Source organism: Bradyrhizobium genosp. SA-4 str. CB756 (assembly GCF_000473125.1).
In the GTDB taxonomy this organism is placed as follows: Bacteria; Pseudomonadota; Alphaproteobacteria; order Rhizobiales; family Xanthobacteraceae; genus Bradyrhizobium; species Bradyrhizobium arachidis.
Genome location: NZ_KI421499.1, coordinates 4,759,708 through 4,774,458 on the forward strand (window position 1 = coordinate 4,759,708; position 14,751 = coordinate 4,774,458).

General features: G+C 65.5%; 20 protein-coding genes. 9 read left to right on the top strand and 11 right to left on the bottom strand.

What is annotated here, in order from left to right:
* Positions 1 to 79: 79 nt before the first annotated feature.
* From BRAGE_RS0123305 to BRAGE_RS0123320, 4 genes are all read left to right on the top strand, one after another.
* Positions 80 to 871 carry an IclR family transcriptional regulator gene (locus BRAGE_RS0123305; protein ID WP_027558779.1) on the top strand — a complete coding sequence of 264 codons (792 nt, stop codon included), beginning with the start codon at positions 80 to 82 and terminating at the stop codon, positions 869 to 871.
* 137 nt (positions 872 to 1,008) lie between these two features.
* On the top strand, positions 1,009 to 1,326 hold the full coding sequence (locus BRAGE_RS0123310) for an ArsR/SmtB family transcription factor (protein ID WP_027558778.1): 318 nt from the start codon (positions 1,009 to 1,011) through the stop codon (positions 1,324 to 1,326).
* Positions 1,323 to 1,808: an SRPBCC family protein gene (locus BRAGE_RS0123315; RefSeq protein ID WP_027558777.1), complete on the top strand. Its 486-nt coding sequence runs from the start codon at positions 1,323 to 1,325 to the stop codon at positions 1,806 to 1,808. The genes BRAGE_RS0123310 and BRAGE_RS0123315 overlap by 4 nt, the downstream gene beginning before the upstream one ends.
* 7 nt (positions 1,809 to 1,815) lie before the next feature.
* Positions 1,816 to 2,268, top strand: a complete 453-nt coding sequence (locus BRAGE_RS0123320; RefSeq protein ID WP_231164312.1) for an MAPEG family protein — start codon at positions 1,816 to 1,818, stop codon at positions 2,266 to 2,268.
* Positions 2,269 to 2,308: 40 nt separating this feature from the next.
* Here the strand turns inward: BRAGE_RS0123320 and BRAGE_RS0123325 are convergent, their stop codons facing one another.
* On the bottom strand, positions 2,309 to 3,253 hold the full coding sequence (locus tag BRAGE_RS0123325) for a DUF1259 domain-containing protein (protein WP_084334244.1): 945 nt from the start codon (positions 3,251 to 3,253) through the stop codon (positions 2,309 to 2,311).
* A 684-nt stretch (positions 3,254 to 3,937) separates the two neighbouring features.
* On the opposite strand from BRAGE_RS0123325, the gene BRAGE_RS56865 reads away from it, so the two are divergent.
* Entirely contained in the window at positions 3,938 to 4,225 is a 288-nt protein-coding gene (locus BRAGE_RS56865; protein WP_027558774.1) for a hypothetical protein, read from the top strand.
* A gap of 36 nt (positions 4,226 to 4,261) precedes the next feature.
* Here BRAGE_RS56865 and BRAGE_RS0123335 read toward each other — a convergent pair whose 3' ends face one another.
* Complete coding sequence (locus tag BRAGE_RS0123335) at positions 4,262 to 5,089, bottom strand: MBL fold metallo-hydrolase (RefSeq protein ID WP_027558773.1); 828 nt, start codon at positions 5,087 to 5,089, stop codon at positions 4,262 to 4,264.
* 94 nt (positions 5,090 to 5,183) lie between these two features.
* Here BRAGE_RS0123335 and BRAGE_RS0123340 point away from each other — a divergent pair, with 94 nt between their 5' ends.
* Entirely contained in the window at positions 5,184 to 6,089 is a 906-nt protein-coding gene (locus tag BRAGE_RS0123340; RefSeq protein ID WP_027558772.1) for a LysR family transcriptional regulator, read from the top strand.
* Here the strand turns inward: BRAGE_RS0123340 and BRAGE_RS0123345 are convergent.
* Both BRAGE_RS0123345 and BRAGE_RS0123350 read right to left on the bottom strand, forming a co-directional pair.
* The gene (locus BRAGE_RS0123345; RefSeq protein WP_027558771.1) at positions 6,043 to 6,804 is read right to left on the bottom strand and encodes a hypothetical protein; all 762 of its coding nucleotides are present in this window, start codon (positions 6,802 to 6,804) and stop codon (positions 6,043 to 6,045) included. The two genes, BRAGE_RS0123340 and BRAGE_RS0123345, sit on opposite strands and share 47 nt — an antisense overlap.
* Positions 6,805 to 6,818: 14 nt before the next feature.
* Entirely contained in the window at positions 6,819 to 7,007 is a 189-nt protein-coding gene (locus tag BRAGE_RS0123350; protein ID WP_027558770.1) for a hypothetical protein, read from the bottom strand.
* A gap of 254 nt (positions 7,008 to 7,261) precedes the next feature.
* Between BRAGE_RS0123350 and BRAGE_RS0123355 the strand changes: the two genes are divergently transcribed.
* Positions 7,262 to 8,239 (top strand): DUF2336 domain-containing protein, encoded by a 978-nt coding sequence (locus BRAGE_RS0123355; RefSeq protein ID WP_027558769.1) that lies wholly within the window; start codon positions 7,262 to 7,264, stop codon positions 8,237 to 8,239.
* Here BRAGE_RS0123355 and BRAGE_RS0123360 read toward each other — a convergent pair.
* The 5 genes from BRAGE_RS0123360 to BRAGE_RS0123380 all read right to left on the bottom strand — a co-directional run bounded on the left by BRAGE_RS0123360 (position 8,236) and on the right by BRAGE_RS0123380 (position 11,787).
* Complete coding sequence (locus tag BRAGE_RS0123360; protein ID WP_027558768.1) at positions 8,236 to 8,580, bottom strand: DUF1491 family protein; 345 nt, start codon at positions 8,578 to 8,580, stop codon at positions 8,236 to 8,238. The two genes, BRAGE_RS0123355 and BRAGE_RS0123360, sit on opposite strands and share 4 nt — an antisense overlap.
* 3 nt (positions 8,581 to 8,583) lie before the next feature.
* Positions 8,584 to 8,877: a BrnA antitoxin family protein gene (locus tag BRAGE_RS0123365; RefSeq protein ID WP_028146350.1), complete on the bottom strand. Its 294-nt coding sequence runs from the start codon at positions 8,875 to 8,877 to the stop codon at positions 8,584 to 8,586.
* Positions 8,858 to 9,118, bottom strand: coding sequence for a BrnT family toxin (locus BRAGE_RS0123370; RefSeq protein ID WP_027558766.1), 261 nt, complete (start codon positions 9,116 to 9,118; stop codon positions 8,858 to 8,860). Before BRAGE_RS0123370 ends, BRAGE_RS0123365 begins: the two co-directional genes overlap by 20 nt.
* 109 nt (positions 9,119 to 9,227) lie before the next feature.
* Entirely contained in the window at positions 9,228 to 9,938 is a 711-nt protein-coding gene (locus tag BRAGE_RS0123375) for a peptidoglycan-binding domain-containing protein (protein WP_027558765.1), read from the bottom strand.
* Positions 9,931 to 11,787, bottom strand: coding sequence for a PAS domain-containing sensor histidine kinase (locus BRAGE_RS0123380; RefSeq protein WP_027558764.1), 1,857 nt, complete (start codon positions 11,785 to 11,787; stop codon positions 9,931 to 9,933). The genes BRAGE_RS0123375 and BRAGE_RS0123380 overlap by 8 nt, the downstream gene beginning before the upstream one ends.
* Positions 11,788 to 12,195: 408 nt before the next feature.
* On the opposite strand from BRAGE_RS0123380, the gene BRAGE_RS0123385 reads away from it, so the two are divergent.
* Positions 12,196 to 12,648 (top strand): DUF5330 domain-containing protein, encoded by a 453-nt coding sequence (locus tag BRAGE_RS0123385; protein WP_027558763.1) that lies wholly within the window; start codon positions 12,196 to 12,198, stop codon positions 12,646 to 12,648.
* 68 nt (positions 12,649 to 12,716) lie between these two features.
* Complete coding sequence (locus BRAGE_RS0123390; RefSeq protein ID WP_027558762.1) at positions 12,717 to 13,145, top strand: SufE family protein; 429 nt, start codon at positions 12,717 to 12,719, stop codon at positions 13,143 to 13,145.
* Positions 13,146 to 13,266: 121 nt separating this feature from the next.
* On the opposite strand, the gene BRAGE_RS0123395 is transcribed toward BRAGE_RS0123390, so the two are convergent.
* The gene (locus tag BRAGE_RS0123395) at positions 13,267 to 13,683 is read right to left on the bottom strand and encodes a MucR family transcriptional regulator (RefSeq protein ID WP_027558761.1); all 417 of its coding nucleotides are present in this window, start codon (positions 13,681 to 13,683) and stop codon (positions 13,267 to 13,269) included.
* 160 nt (positions 13,684 to 13,843) lie between these two features.
* Positions 13,844 to 14,731, bottom strand: a complete 888-nt coding sequence (locus BRAGE_RS0123400; RefSeq protein ID WP_027558760.1) for a hypothetical protein — start codon at positions 14,729 to 14,731, stop codon at positions 13,844 to 13,846.
* Positions 14,732 to 14,751 lie beyond the last annotated feature (20 nt).

Consider the following 14,751-nt stretch of genomic DNA (forward strand, 5'->3'; position numbering starts at 1 on the left):
CTCTCCAAGTTGATTTTCATATTTCAATAGCTTTTATTCCGAAAAATGATAATTATTTGCATCCGATCAGGAGAAGCAGATGTCGCAAGCCAGCACCGACGGACCGCTCGACCGCGCTTTCGCGATCGTCGGTTACGTCGCCGGTCAGACCAGAGCGGCCTCGGTCGCGGAAATCGCCGGCGCGCTGTCACTGCCGCTGCCGACGGCGCACCGGCTGATCGGCAATCTCGAGCAGCGCGGGCTGCTTCAGAAGGCGCTCGGCACGAAGCGCTACGTGGTCGGCAATCAACTGGTCACGCTGTCCGCCAAGGTCATCGGCGCAGCCTTCCGGACCGCGCGCCGGCATGCCGTGCTCCGCGCGGTCGCGGCCGAAATCGGCGAGCAGTGCGAGATCGGCGTCGTGCGGGACAACGTCGTTGCTTACGTCGACAGCGTCCGCGTGTCACAGCCGCAGGGGCTCCAGTTCAATCCGGGCGAAGCGGCGCCGCTCCACTGCACGTCGACCGGCAAGATCTACATGAGCCGGCTGCCTGAGCGGGCGCGTGAGAAGCTGTGCCGCGCACTCGCGCTCACCAAATACACGGAGACAACGATCGTCGATGTCGACAGCCTGATGAAGGTCCTCGACGAGACCCGCAAACGCGGCTGGGCCAAGACCAATGAAGAATATGTGCGCGGAGTCGTCGGCTGCGCCGTGCCGATCCTGTCTCCGGATCGCGAGCTGATCGCCTGCCTCGGCGTCTCCGTTCCCGTGGCACGCGTGAGCTTCGTCGAGCTCGACCGGTTCATCGCCCCACTTCAGAAAGCCGCAGCGCTGCTGTCGGAGACGATCCTTCAGGCCGACGAGGATGGCGCAAGCGACCCATCCTGACGGAGATGCGATTTCTCGCCCGGCAGTGATTGACACAATAATTAGTTTTCACTAATCATAAGCCATGACTAATTATCGCTTGAATTGGCCGCTGAATGGCAATCCCCGCAGGCATGGCCTGGAGCGGGTGGCTCGCGATGGCTAAGGACAGCGCGCAACTCGCCGCTCTTGGCGATCCGACCCGCCGGCAGATATTCGAACTGGTGGGCGCACGGCCTCGCACGGTCGTTGAGATCACGCGAGAGCTCACCGTTTCGCAGTCGGCCGTATCACAGCATCTCAAGGTGCTGCGCGAATCTCGTCTGGTTCGTGCCGAGCCGAAGGGTGCCAGCAACGTTTATCACATCGATCCGGCAGGGCTCGGCCAGATGCGCGCGTGGCTCGACCGGTTCTGGAGCCGCACGCTGGCAGCCTACAAGGAAGCCGTTGAAAAACCATCGGAGGATAAGCAATGAACGCACGCATATCGGCCGCGCCGGTCAAGCATTCTATCGTCGTCGAGGCGCCTATCGAGCGCGCGTTCAAGGTCTTCACCGAAGACTTCGGCAGCTTCAAGCCGCGCGAGCACAATCTGCTCGCCGTTCCCATCGCAGAGACCGTGTTCGAGGCTCGGGTGGGCGGACACGTCTTTGATCGCGGCATTGACGGCAGCGAATGCCGCTGGGCGCGGGTGCTGGCGTTTGAACCGCCCCATCGCGTGCTTCTCAGCTGGGACATCAGCCCGCGCTGGCAAATCGAGACCGATCCCGACAAGACCAGTGAATGGGAGGTGCGGTTCATCGCGGAGACGCCGAGCCGGACCAGACTGGAACTGGAGCACCGCCACCTCGAACGGCATGGCGAAGGTTGGGAAGGCGAGCGCGCAGCCGTCGAGAGCGATCAGGGTTGGCCGCTCTACCTTCGGCGGTTCGCCGAGCGCATCGCCCGCGAGGCCTGACTCTCGCTTGTTCAATGCGACGCGAGCGTCGATGACGGAGATCGGTATGGCGGCCTACTCGTACAGCATTGCAGGCGTGCTTCTGCTTTGCCTCACGTCCATCGTGCTCGCGGTGCATTCGGGATCGTCCAAAGGCCGGGCCGGGGCACTCTCCGGACCTGTCCTGCCCGCGGATGACACCAACCCGCTTTACCGCATCGATCGCGTCCACATGAACGCGGTCGAGGCGTTGACGCCATTCGTCGTCCCCGCCGTGCTGGCGATGATGGTCGGCGTCAGGCCGGCTGTGCTTGCAGCGCTGGTATGGGTCTACGTCGCGATCCGTCAGGCTCACGTTGCAATCTATTTGCGTGGCGGCGACGCCGCCAAAGGCGGCAGCGTCAGAACCATCCTCTATGTTGCAGGAGCGCTCGTGACGATCGCGCTCATCGTCACGACCATGGTGGCAGCCATTCGCTGAGGCACGGTCGAATTCCGCCTCGTCCCCGCACCTTCCCGGATCAGTTCTTCGCGCTCGCGGTCTTGTCGAGCGCGGCGCGCAGGCCGCCGGCGAGCTTGACCGCGTCGTCGTTGGCCCAGAAGTGCATGAAGAAGAGACGCGGCTGCTCGTCCAGCATGTGACTGTGGAGCGCCGTCACGGCGATGCCGTGCGAGCGCAGCGCCGTGATGACGGGGTTGACCTCGTCGCCGGCCAGCACGAAGTCGCCGGTGATCGCCGCCTTACCGCCGCCGGTGGGCTGGAAGTTGATGCCGGTTGCGAGACCCAACGGTGCGGCGGGGCTGAGCTGCATGCCGTCCTCGCTGACTGGATCGCGACGGGGAACATTGAACTGGTAGACGCCGCCATTGGCCTGGCCCTTGACGCCGATGATCTGGTCGAGCTGCGCCGTGTCGAGATCGACGGCGGGCGGAGGAGCCGCTGGAGGCGATAGCGACAGCGGCGTCTTGCTTTCGGCGAGCGCGTCTTTCAGGGCGGCCGCGATCTTGAGGGCATCGCCGTGCCCGGCCACATGCATGTAGAACGTCGCCGGGCTCGCGCCGAGCAGATGGTTATGAACGGCCGTGATCTCGAGCCCGTTTCCGATCATCTTCAGCATCACTGGGTTGATCTCGGATTCGAGCAGCACGAGATCGCCCATCGCCATGACGCCGCCATGCGCAGGCTTGAACGCGACCCAGCCGCCGAGCGCCAGCGCGGGCTTGATGGTCACGCCGTCGAGCGTCACCGCAAGATCGGTGCGCGGGAAGCCGTAGCGATGCACGTCGCCGGTGGCGGCCGCCTTGCGGCCGAGCGCTTCATCGACCTTCTGCCAGTCGACGTCCTGCGCATGAGCCGCCGCGATGAAGCCGGCGGCGATGCCGATCAGCGCCGCGCAGGCGCTGGCGCGCCGTGCCGCATTGGGAAGCCGAGAAGATTTTCCGGATGGGATCGTAAAAAATGACATGCTACGCCCCTGGTGAAGATCAGGACGCGATGCTTGGGCATGTCGCCTCACGGGGAGATCGCACATCCCCGATGCCTTAACGTAGAAACCCGGACCGCCGGGCTGTCAACCGGAGCATCCCGCGAAACCGCCGGATGGGCGTCACGAAGAGTTCACCGCGGGAATGGAACCGAAGCTCTCTTGAAATCCTGCGACCAATTCTCGGGGTGGGGCCGATGCAGACTCCCCGTGAGACCCAGGTCGAAGCTCTGCGCAGCACGCAAATTCGTAGAGCTTGCGCATGAACACCGAACGACACTCCTCTCACCGACCTGCTATCGCCATCCTCTCCCGCGGAGACGCTCCCGCGCGTCGCGACGCCACAGCGCAGAACAGCCGCTTCGTCCGCGTCTTCGAGGCCCTCGCCGCGCTTGGCATACCGACACGCATCGCTACGAGACGGCCGCGAGCTTCCGCGAGGAGTTTCCGCCGCGGCTTCGGACGAGCGGCCCGCGCGTGCTGAAGCAGAACCGCGGCAATGGCGGCCAGGGCGTCTGGAAGGTGGAGGCATTGGCCAATATTGACGGCATGATCCGCTGCTACGTGCCAGGGTCGCAGGTTGCGGGCACCAGAAGATCAAGGCCCTGATCCCGCCGCCGCCGGAGGGGCCGGATTCGCCCGAAGCGCAGCCCGGCCCCGCGCATCATGCACGGGCCCGATGCGCCGCAATTCCAGGCGCTGCGGCGAGCGATGGAGGACGAATGGACGCCGCAGATGATGGCGACGCTCGGCATCGATGAGCCGTCATTGCCGGTGATCTGGGACGCGGACTTTTTGTACGGGCCGCGCGAGGCAACGGGCGCCGACACTTACGTGCTGTGCGAGATCAACGCGAGCTCCTGCTTTGCGATCCCCGAGGAGGCACCGGCCGCGATCGCGCGGACAGTGAGGCAATGCCTTTTGCTGAATCAAAAAGCTGGCGCCGGCGGATAGAGACCGTGGCGAGCGTGCGCCCTGCAAGGCGCGCGCTCAATGCCCTCCGCATCGGCAGCGCTCGTAATCCGCGGGATCGTGGCTGTTGACGATCCTCACGCGATCACCGTGGCTCAGCTTGAGCGCACGCAGCCGGGCCTGGTTGGCGATCCGCATCTCGCGGTCCATGTCGCCCTTGCGCTGGAAGTAGCCGAGCATCAACGGCACGCGCGGCGATGCGTCGAGCTGGCCGTGGTGGAAATAGCTGTCGCCCGCATGCAGCAGCCATGTGTCGCCCGAGCGCACGGCGATGCCGCAATGGCCGAGCGTGTGACCGGCAAGCGGGATCATCAGCACGTCCGCTTCACTGTCGCCGAGCGCGCGCACGCCCTTGAAGCCGAACCAGTCTTCGCCGGCTTCGCCGTAAAACGCCCAGCGCGGACCATGACCCCACTGCCCCGTGACGTAGCGTCCTTGCGGCGGCGCCGGCTGTCGCAGCACCGCCATGTCGTATTCGGCGCGGTGGACGTGGATCGCGGCATGGGGAAAGTCGGGCACGCCGCCGGCGTGATCGCGGTCGAGATGCGTCAGGAGCACGTTGCGCACGTCGGCAGGTGAATAGCCGAGCGCCCTCACCTGCTCGACCGCGGTCTCGGCGGGATCGAGTTTTGGCGCGGTCTGCCGCAGCCATCGCCGACCCAGACGGTCGGGCTCTGCGATATCGCCAAGGCCGATGCCGGTGTCGACCAGAGCGAGGCCGTGATTGGTCTCGACCAGCAGGCAATGGCAGACCAGACGCGCACGCCGGAACAGGCTGCCGGTGCCGTTCACCAGGCGGCGGCCGACGGGGCACATCGTGCCGGTGTTGAGATGGTGGATTTTCATGGATGACCCTCGCCTGTTGTGACAGGCGCGTTCTTGTCATCGTCCTCACCATAGGTAAAATATCGAATATTTATGCTATCTCTAGGATTATCCTATGGACATCCGCGAGCTTCGCTACTTCGCCGCCGTCTACCGCGAGCGCAATCTGACCGCGGCGGCGCGCGCCTGCTTCGTGTCACAGCCGTCGATCTCGACGGCGATCACCAATCTCGAAGCCGAGCTCGGCACCACCCTGTTCATCCGGCACAAGAAGGGCGTCGCGCCGACCGCCTCGGCCGAGCAGTTTCACGTCCTCGCGCGCCGCATCATCGACGAGGCCGATGCCGCGCGCAGCCTGTTCAGGAAGCCTGCGTCAAGGACCACGCTCACGCTCGGCCTGATGCGCACGCTCGACGTGCCCCGGACGATCGCACTGCTGAAGCCGCTGACCGCGCGCAGCGACGTCGCGCTCCGCCTCGTCGGCAGCGACGAGCGCGCCGATGCGCGGATCATCGCAAAGAGCATGCTGCGCAGCGACGAGCATTTCGTGCCGCTGTGGAGCGAGCGCTATGTCGCGGCGCTGCCGCCGTCGCATCCGCTGACGCTGAAGGAGAAGCTACGTGCCGCCGATCTTGCGGACGTCCCCCTGATCGACCGCTGCCATTGCGAGCAGAGCGCATTCTTCGGCCGCAATGCGCAGCGGCGCCAGACCGCGGCGATCGCGCAATCGGAGGACTGGGCGATGGCACTCGTCGCCGCCGGCGTCGGCATCGCCATCGTCCCGGAAGGCGTGGCGAAGGGCAATCCTGACGTCGCGTTGCGCAAGATCGAGGTCAAGGTGAAGCGCGAGGTCGGCCTCGCCTATCGCGCATCCGTGCCGCTTGCGGATGCCCTGAAGGATTTTGTCGGGAAGCTGCAGAAGCAGCGGCGCAAGCCGGAAGGGTCCGGGCGACGGCCCGGCCCACGCAAACCGCTCAGCCCTTCGAGACCACCGCGCGGCCGTAAGGCGGCTGGCTCATGACCGGCGGGTTGGCGGTCTGGGCAGCGAGCTCGCCGATCAGGCGGTCGGCGTCGGCGGCCATGCCGTCGGGCGCCTGGATCACCAGGCGCTCCAGCGCCCAGCGATAGGAGGAGACGCGCTGCTCGAGGCACTGCTGCACCCACTGCACGATCAGCGAGTTCTCCTGCATGCGCGCAACGGCATCCTCCCTCTCCCGCGGCGAGAGCTCGGAGACGCGGGCCATGGTGGCATTGCGTTTCCTGTCGAGGTCGATGACGCGGATCGCGGAGGCAAAGAACGGCTCGAAACGGGTGATGTCGTTGCGCACGTCCTCGATCAACTGCGCGTAGCGCGAGGAGTGCGAGCGGTGCGGCTCGTCGATCAGCGTGCGTCCGTACATGGTGCGGTCGAACACGATCTTCTGGTGCCAGGGCGAAGGTATCGTCTTGTAGTCGCCGAACACGCTTTTCCAGGCCGGACGCGACAGCGGCGGCTCGATCATGGGATAGGCGAGGTCGCGCAGCTGGCGCTCTTCATCGGTGAGCTGGAACTGCGAGGCCTTCAGGCCGAGGCTGCCGGTAGCCTCAACGCCGAGCCAGCGATGCATGTCATCGCTGCGCATGTCAGCGCGGGTGCGGCCGAAATCGCCGCCGCTACAGGCGGCAAGGCTCGCGCCGAGAGCTGCGAGCAGGATGGCCGATGGAAATTTGCGGATCTGGCGGGGGGCTTCCGGCATTGCAACGGCCGGATCTAGCGACGGCGACGACGGCGCCCCGGCGCTGTGCCCTGCTCCGGCCCGCGATCGCCGCTGGTTTCGTCGCTCTCGCGCTCGATACGGATGACCGGGAGAATCACGATCGTTCCCGTGTCCGTGCGCGGCGTGGTGTCTCGCGACGAGCCTACCCGGCGACCGGCCGGAAATTCGATGATGGTCCCCATGTCAGCTCTCTTCAATTGCCGCGCAACCGAACGCGCCCCTGCAACATGGGTTCATTAAGATCAGCTCATGGTTAACGGGGTGTAAACACGCCCCTTGGACCGTAACCGCACGGTCTTCGCCGCGCCGTCCCGTTGCGGCACGACAATGCCTTAATTTGCAGGGCGGGCTTCACGCCTCGTTTTCCTTAACGAGGCTTTAAACGAACCTGCGCTAGGCTCGCCGCAAGTGTCTCTTCCAAGTTGCGTACCTCTCCATGACCAAGTCGCTGTTTCCCGGATTCGACGGGCTGATGACCCTGTCACGTCGTGAAGGCGTCGATGTTCGTCCGACGCTGCTGCGCGTGCTGACCGACCTCTATGTTCAGGCAAGCACCCACAGCGACGACGAGCAGCGGCAATTCGTCGAGCTTGCCACGCGGCTGATCGACCAGGTCGATGATGCGACGCGCGCGGCCATCAAGGCGAAGCTCGCGATCTATGCGCAGACGCCGGTCCCGGTCCTGCAGAAGCTCGGGCTGGTCGCGACCCAGGAAGGCCGCAGGGTTCCGCTTGCACGCGAGATCCCCGCGCCGGCACAAGCGCCCTCACCTCGCCGCGCGCCGACCGACGCGGAAGCGCGCATGGCCGCCAACATGGCGATGCAGCCGAAGGAGGCGGCCGAGATCCATGACATGTTCTTCCGCGCCGGCGCCTCCGAGCGCGCGCTGATCCTGCACAATCTGGCGCAGACACCGCTGAAGGCCGCGCCGCGGATTCCGACCGTGCGCGCCAAGCGCGCGATCCACATCCTGGAGATGGCGGCAATCGCCAATGACGTCGAGAACTTCACCTATGAGCTCGGCGACAGCCTGATCCTGCCCTCGCGCGTCGCCGCGCAAATCGTCGACGATGCCGGCGGCGAAGCGCTCGCGGTCGCCGCGCGCGCGCTCGACATGCCGAGCCCGAACTTCCAGCGCATCCTCTTGTTCTTCAAGCCGGAGATCGGCAACTCCGTGAACGAGGTGTACCGGCTGTCGCGGCTCTACGACCGCCTCAGCGACCGCTCGGCCCTGGTGATGCTGGCGGCCTGGCGCGGCTCCACGCTCGCCGTGACGCGGGCAAAGTACCAGCCCTCGCTGCATGACGGCGAGCGCCAGCGCGCCCGTGCCGGCGCGAGCCAGACGCGTCCGGACGTGCAGCCGGGATCCGCGCCTGCGGTGCGGACGGGAACGGGCGGGTCGTCAGAGCGCTAAGTCTTCGCCAGTTCCAGAAAATGCCGCCCCGCGCGGTCTTCGGTCTCGACGATCCACGCATCCGGATCGAAGCGGAGCTCCTTGGTCAGGCGCTCCTCAATGGTGTGCTCCGGCAGAGGCTGCTGCGCGACCGGCACAAAGAAGCGATCGACGGGGCGGCCGTCCTCGTAGACGGTCTGCGGCGCCGGCACGTAGAGCATCGCATTGCCATCGAGCAGCGACACCTTGACGAACACCGCGCCTGCCTCCTCGGCGCCACGGCGGCGCACCGCGCCGAACACGCCCTCGGTCTGGCAGCGGCGCAGATAAGCGGAGACCCAGATGTTTGATTTCAGGCGCATCAACTAACCCGTGGCAGAACTGCGCTTGCGCTTCACCACCTTGACGAGCGCTTCGTCAATCCGGCTCTGCCAACCGGGGCCCTCGGCCTTGAAATAGTCGACCACGACAGGGCTCAGGCGCAAGGTCACCTGTCGCTTTGTGGGGGCTTTATTGGGGCCGCGGCCCTTTCGCATGCCCGGGAAAACCTCATCGAAAGTCTTGGCCTTGGCGAAGTCATCCTTGGTCCATTCCGGATTGTCGCTCACCGCACGCAGGTCCCGTGCGGTGTAACCCTTCTTAGAGACGGTTTTCTTCATAGAGCCTCCTTTCTTTCTTGCTGGCAGGGCGCATGCTGACGATGCTTACGCCCTCAGCTCCGCGGGTCGCGAAGATGACTGAGACAACGCCACGAATGTTAATGCCGATCGCGCGCCAGCGGTTGCCATAGGTGGCCAAAACCAAGGCATTGTCGAAGAAGGCCTCGTTGAGATCAGCGAAATCCATCCCGTGCTTGTCGAGATTGGCTCGGCGCTTCGGTTCGTCCCAAACGATCTTCACAGGGTTATTTTGTAACTACAAAATAATCCCAAGTCAATTGTGATGAAGTGTCCGTCCGCGCAGAGGCAGCGAGGGCCGTCGGAAGCGGGGATACGCGCAACCCAGACGATTATTCGACGGGATGGCCGATCACGGCGGCGAGCTCGCGCAGCAGGCGATCCGACACCTGGCCGGTGACGGGCATCTTGTGCTCGCGCTCGAACTTCTGGATCGCGGACTGTGTCTCGCCACCGATCGTGCCTGTGATCTTCAGATTGCCGTAGCCGTATTCGGACAGCGCACGCTGCACGCCGGCGATGCGCCGCGCGGCCGGGCTCTGCGGCAGCGGGATCGGCGCCGGCGGCCGCATCGCGGACGGCGGCGTCGCGGCCGTCGCCTTGACCAGATTGGTCATGGGATCGTTGCCCGCGCGCGAGGTCGATGCGGTTGCCTCGACCGGCTTCTCCGGCGTGCGCTCGGCAACCCTCTCGGCAGGCTTGGGCTCGACGCGGAACTCCGTCGCCTTCGGCTCGAGCGGCGAGGTGTCGGCGCCGACGGGACGCGGACGCGGCAACGGGTTCGACAACGGCACCGACGAGGGCACGGGAAGATTGATCACGGTGCCGAACATCGGCGCCGGATGCCGGCCGGTCTGCAGGAACAGCGCATTGGCGACGATCGCGGCGATGGCGGCGATGGCGACGAGACCGGCCAGCGTGTCCTTCGGGCTGTGCAGCAGCACGCGCATCACGAGGTTGCGCTCGGTCTCGACGTCGATGACCGCAGCCTTGGCGCCACGGCGGCGCGGAGCGGCTTCGTCCTTGGCTGGCTTCTTAGGCACGTTTCTTCACCAGAGCAGGTTGGTCGTTGATGTCGTCGAGCGGTTCCTGGCGCAGCACCGGCGTCAAGGTCGTGACCTTGCTGTCAGCCGGCTTGCCATCGAAGATCTTGGCTTGCGGCGGCGTGTAGACGAGCGGCAGCTTGACGGTGACGGCGGTGCCCTCACCTAACCTGCTTTGTACCGTCAATTCGCCGAGATGCAACGCCACGAGACTCTTCACGATCGAAAGTCCGAGGCCCGTGCCTTCGTGGCGGCGCTGATAGGTCTTGCCGGCCTGGAAGAACGGCGCGCCAATGCGCTTCAGATCATCCGGCGCAATACCGACGCCGGTGTCGCTGATGCGCAGCGTGAGCTGCGAGCTTGAAGCCGAGGCCGTCACGGTGACCTGGCCGCCGCGCTCGGTGAACTTGATGGCGTTGGCGACGAGATTGAGCACGATCTGCTTGAACGCGCGCGGATCGCCGGTCATCACAGGCAGATCCTGCGGCGCATCGGTGACGAGATCGATGCCGTTCTCCCGCGCCTTCAGCGCCAGCAGATTGCAGCAATGCATCAGCGAGGCGCGCGGCGCGAACGGCTCCGATGCGATCTCGAAATTGCCCGATTCCATCTTGGACATGTCGAGGATGCCGTTGACGACCGACAACAGATGCTGGCCGGACGCGTTGATGAGCTCGGCGTATTCCTTGCGCTGGGCAGCGCCGAGCATCAGGGTCTGCTCCTGCGCGATCATCTCGGAGAAGCCGATGATGGCATTGAGCGGCGTGCGCAGCTCGTGGCTCATGGTGGCGAGGAAGCGCGTCTTGGCCGCATCGGCCGCCTCCGCGGCGCTGCGGGCCTGGTCGAGCGCCTGCTCGGACAGCTTGCGGTCGGTGACGTCGCGCATCACCGCGACGACCTCGGCTTCGCGCGCGACATCCCCGCTCATGTCCTGATCGAGCGGCCGGCACCGCATCTCGACCCAGATGAAATCGACCTGCCCGCGCTCGGCCCCATCAGGCTCGCGCCGCAGCCGGAACTCGACGCTGCGCACGTCGCCGCGCGCAGCATCCGACAGCGCGGTGAGATAGGCCGGACGGTCGGCGACATGGACGCGGTCGAACAGGCCGTGACCAAGCAGCTGCGCGACCGGCATGCCGAGCATGGCCTCAACGGCCGGCGAGATGAACTGCACCGCGCCGTTGCGCCGATGCCGCGAGATCACGTCGCTCATGTTGCGCGCGAGCAGGCGATAACGCTCCTCCTCGCGCGACAGCAGCGTCACGCTGGTGCGCGCGAGCGATTCCGCACCGAAGGCGAGGCCCGCGGCATAGAGCGTCGCGGAGGCGACACCGAACGCCATCAGCACGCCGCGTTCTGCGGCGCTGATGTCGCCAGCCGGCAGCCAGCCGAGCTGGCTGAAGAGGATCAGCAGCCCCGCGCAGGACAGCGCAAGCAGGGAGGCGAAAGCGGCGACGCGGCGCGAGGCCGACAGCGCAGCTTCAAGGGGAACCACGACCAGCCAGATCGCGGCAAAGGATTCGATGCCGCCGGTGGTGCCCGCGATCGCCATGATCAGGCCGGCGAGCGCCAGCGACGACAGCACATGCGCGCCTTCATAGCGGCCGGTGCGCGACAGGAACCAGGACAGCAGGATGGGCGCGATCAGCCAGGCGAAAGCGGCGACCTCGATCGCGCTCGGCGCACCGCGCATGGCAAGATAAACAGGAAAAACGGCGAAGGCGGCCAGGCTGCCGAGCAGCCGCGGCGCCATGAACGCACGATGGCGCGCACGCGTCAGCGCATCGTAACGCGCGGAGGGATGCAGCAGCGCATCGAGACAATCGCGGATGATACTCAAAACTGTCACGGGTCTCGCGCTTCGGCTCACTCGTCAAAAGACGCGCCGGAACGCCTCCTTGTCGTTGAGCCACCGTGTCAGAGCGACCTTAAACGAGTGCTAAGGCAGCGCCGCGCGCGGCCGGACATGATCTCAACGCGCGGCTTTTTAGACGATTTGACGACGTCTTCAGTGGGAATGGTGAACACAGGGTTTCATCGTCCCGCTCATGGTTTCGAAATGGTGGATGCGGCAGCCCGCAAGATCGCTTGCGTCCCGGCATCAATCGGAAATTCACGAGGCCGGGGCCTTACGAAGTTTTTTGCGTCAATTTTCCGCGAATTAAGCTCGAAGCAATCACTTGCGATTTATCGAGAGTTGCTAGGTCGCAAGCCCGCGGACATCGCCGCGGCGGGATCTAACATACAGGTCGATCAGATGCGCTTTCTGCTCCGCATCACATTCTGGCTCGGGCTCGTGCTCGTGCTGCTGCCGCGGGACAAGACGCCCGAATCGGAGAAGCTGCCGCAGATCGGCGCCGCCGATGCGGTGCAGGCTGCGACCGCGGCCGTGTCCGACATGAGCCAGTTCTGCAAGCGCCAGCCGGCGGCCTGCGAGGTCGGCGGACAGGCCGCGACCATCATCGGCCAGCGCGCCCAGGACGGCGCGAAGAAGATCTACCAGATCATCAACGACAAGAAAGAGCAGATCACCAACGACAAGAACGACGCCAAGAGCGATGGCAAGAGCGACAACAAGAAGGCGCCGGACCACACCGGCTCGATCGCACTGGCCGGCGAAGGCGACACGGCGACGAGCGAGGCGCCGCGCGACACCCTGACCCAGGACGACCTCGCGCTGGAATGGCGCGGACCTCAGGCGGCGAATTAGGCCCCAAACCCTATCGATTTCGGCTCTTCGCGTCCCTATATTGGCTCGAACAGGAACTGTGGGCCGATATGACGACGATCGACGAAATCAGGGACAATTTCGAGCTTCTGGACGAGTGGGACGACCGCTACCGGTACGTCATCGAGCTCGGTCGCACCCTGGAACCGATGCCGGAGGCCGAGCACTCCGCCGCGAACAAGGTGAACGGCTGCGTCAGCCAGGTCTGGCTCCAGAAGCTGGTCGAACGCGATGGTGGCGCGCCGGTCCTGAAATATCGCGGCGACAGCGATGCGCATATCGTGCGCGGCCTGGTCGCGATCGTGCTCGCGCTTTACTCGGGCCGCACGCCGCAGCAGATCCTCGATACCGACGCGATCGCCGTGTTCAACGAGTTCGGCTTCCGCGATCATCTGACGCCGCAGCGCTCCAACGGCCTCCGCTCGATGGTCGAGCGCATCAAGACCGACGCGAAAGAGGCGCTGGCGGAAGCGTCGTAGAAGGTGCCGTAGTCCCGTAGGGTGGGCAAAGCGAAGCGTGCCCACCATTTTTGCTGTTGGAGACAGGTCGTGGGCACGGCGCTTCGCGCCTTTGCCCACCCTACGAGATCCGAGGCTGGCGCTACTTCCGCTTCCGCTGCTGCTGTCCCAGGCCCATCTGCTTGGCCAGTTGCGAGCGCGCCACCGCGTAGTTCGGGGCGACCATGGGATAGTCGGCGGGCAGGCCCCATTTCTCGCGGTATTGCTCCGGCGTCATGTTGTACTGGGTGCGCAGATGGCGCTTGAGCGACTTGAAGCGCTTGCCGTCTTCGAGGCACACCAGATAGTCCGGCGCGATCGACTTCTTCAGCGACACGGCAGGCTTTGCCGGCTCGAGCGGCACCGCCTCGGCGCGGCCTGACGAGACCCGCACCAAGGCGCCGTGCACCTGGCTGATCAGGTTCGGAATCTCGGCAGCCGGCGTCGGATTGTTGCCGACATAGGCCGATACGATGCTCGCCGTCAGCTCGATGAAATTCTTGGTCCCGGCATCCGACATGGCCTCGACCTTTCCCTAAATCGCGTCTCTGCGCAAAGACGCTACCAAAGTATTCCGTGTCAACAATACGTTCGGCTGAAATAAGACGCCCGATGAATATGGGCTGATTACTGAGGACGTGACCAGAACGGTAAGGCTTTACTTGAGCGGCGACGGCGCCTCAGCTGCGCTGGTCGAGATGGGCACGCAGCTCGTCGATCGAGGCAAAGCGCATCATGCCCTCCGGCATCTGCGCTTCGATCGAGCCGTCGGAATAGAGCGAATAGGCCATGCCGTCGACGACGCCGGATTTCAGCACCGTCACGGGCGCCTGCTCGGCGGCCGGTGGCTCCGGTTCCGGTGCGGGCGGCGGTGGTGACAGCGGCGGAGGTGGCAACGGAGCAGCTTCTGCTAAGGTCGATGGCGAGCGCGCTGGCGGTGGCCGGCGCGGGGCGGCCGGAGGCTCCTGCGGCCGTCCACGGTCCGGCTTCGGCCAGGCGTCGTCGAAGCTTGCGGGCGGCATCTCCTGGGCCTCCGTGGGCGCTCCAGGCGGCTGCGGCGGCGCGCCATCGGCGGTCTTCGCCTCCGCGCGCTCGCGCTCCTTGCGCGAGGTCGAGGCGAACAACAGATTGCGCCGGCGCGGCGCTTCGGGAACTGCGGGTGGAGCGTCCGGCTCCGGCGGTGGCGGCTCGACGCGTGGACGTTCGCGGGCGGCGGCTTCGCTCTGCCAGGGCGGCGGGCTTGCAGCCGGCGGCGCCGAGTCGGTCCTTGCCGCGGGAGCAAGCGCCGGCTCGGGCGCAGGCGCACCCGGCATCGCAAGGCCCGGCAGCACGGGCCTGACGCGAACCTCGGACGGCGCCGCCGATCCGGCCAGCCGGCGGGCGATACCCCTCAGCTCGAGCACCACGAAATGCAGGCCTACCAGTAGCATTCCGGAGCAGACGCCGATGGTTCCGGAGATTATGAGGGTGCTGCCGAGGCTGAATTCCCTGACGGTGAAGCCAAAAGCGACCGCAAGGAGGCCCGCCACGATGGCGACGATGCCCGCGATCAACAATGCCAAGGTCATCGAACCCACCCCAGGTCGCG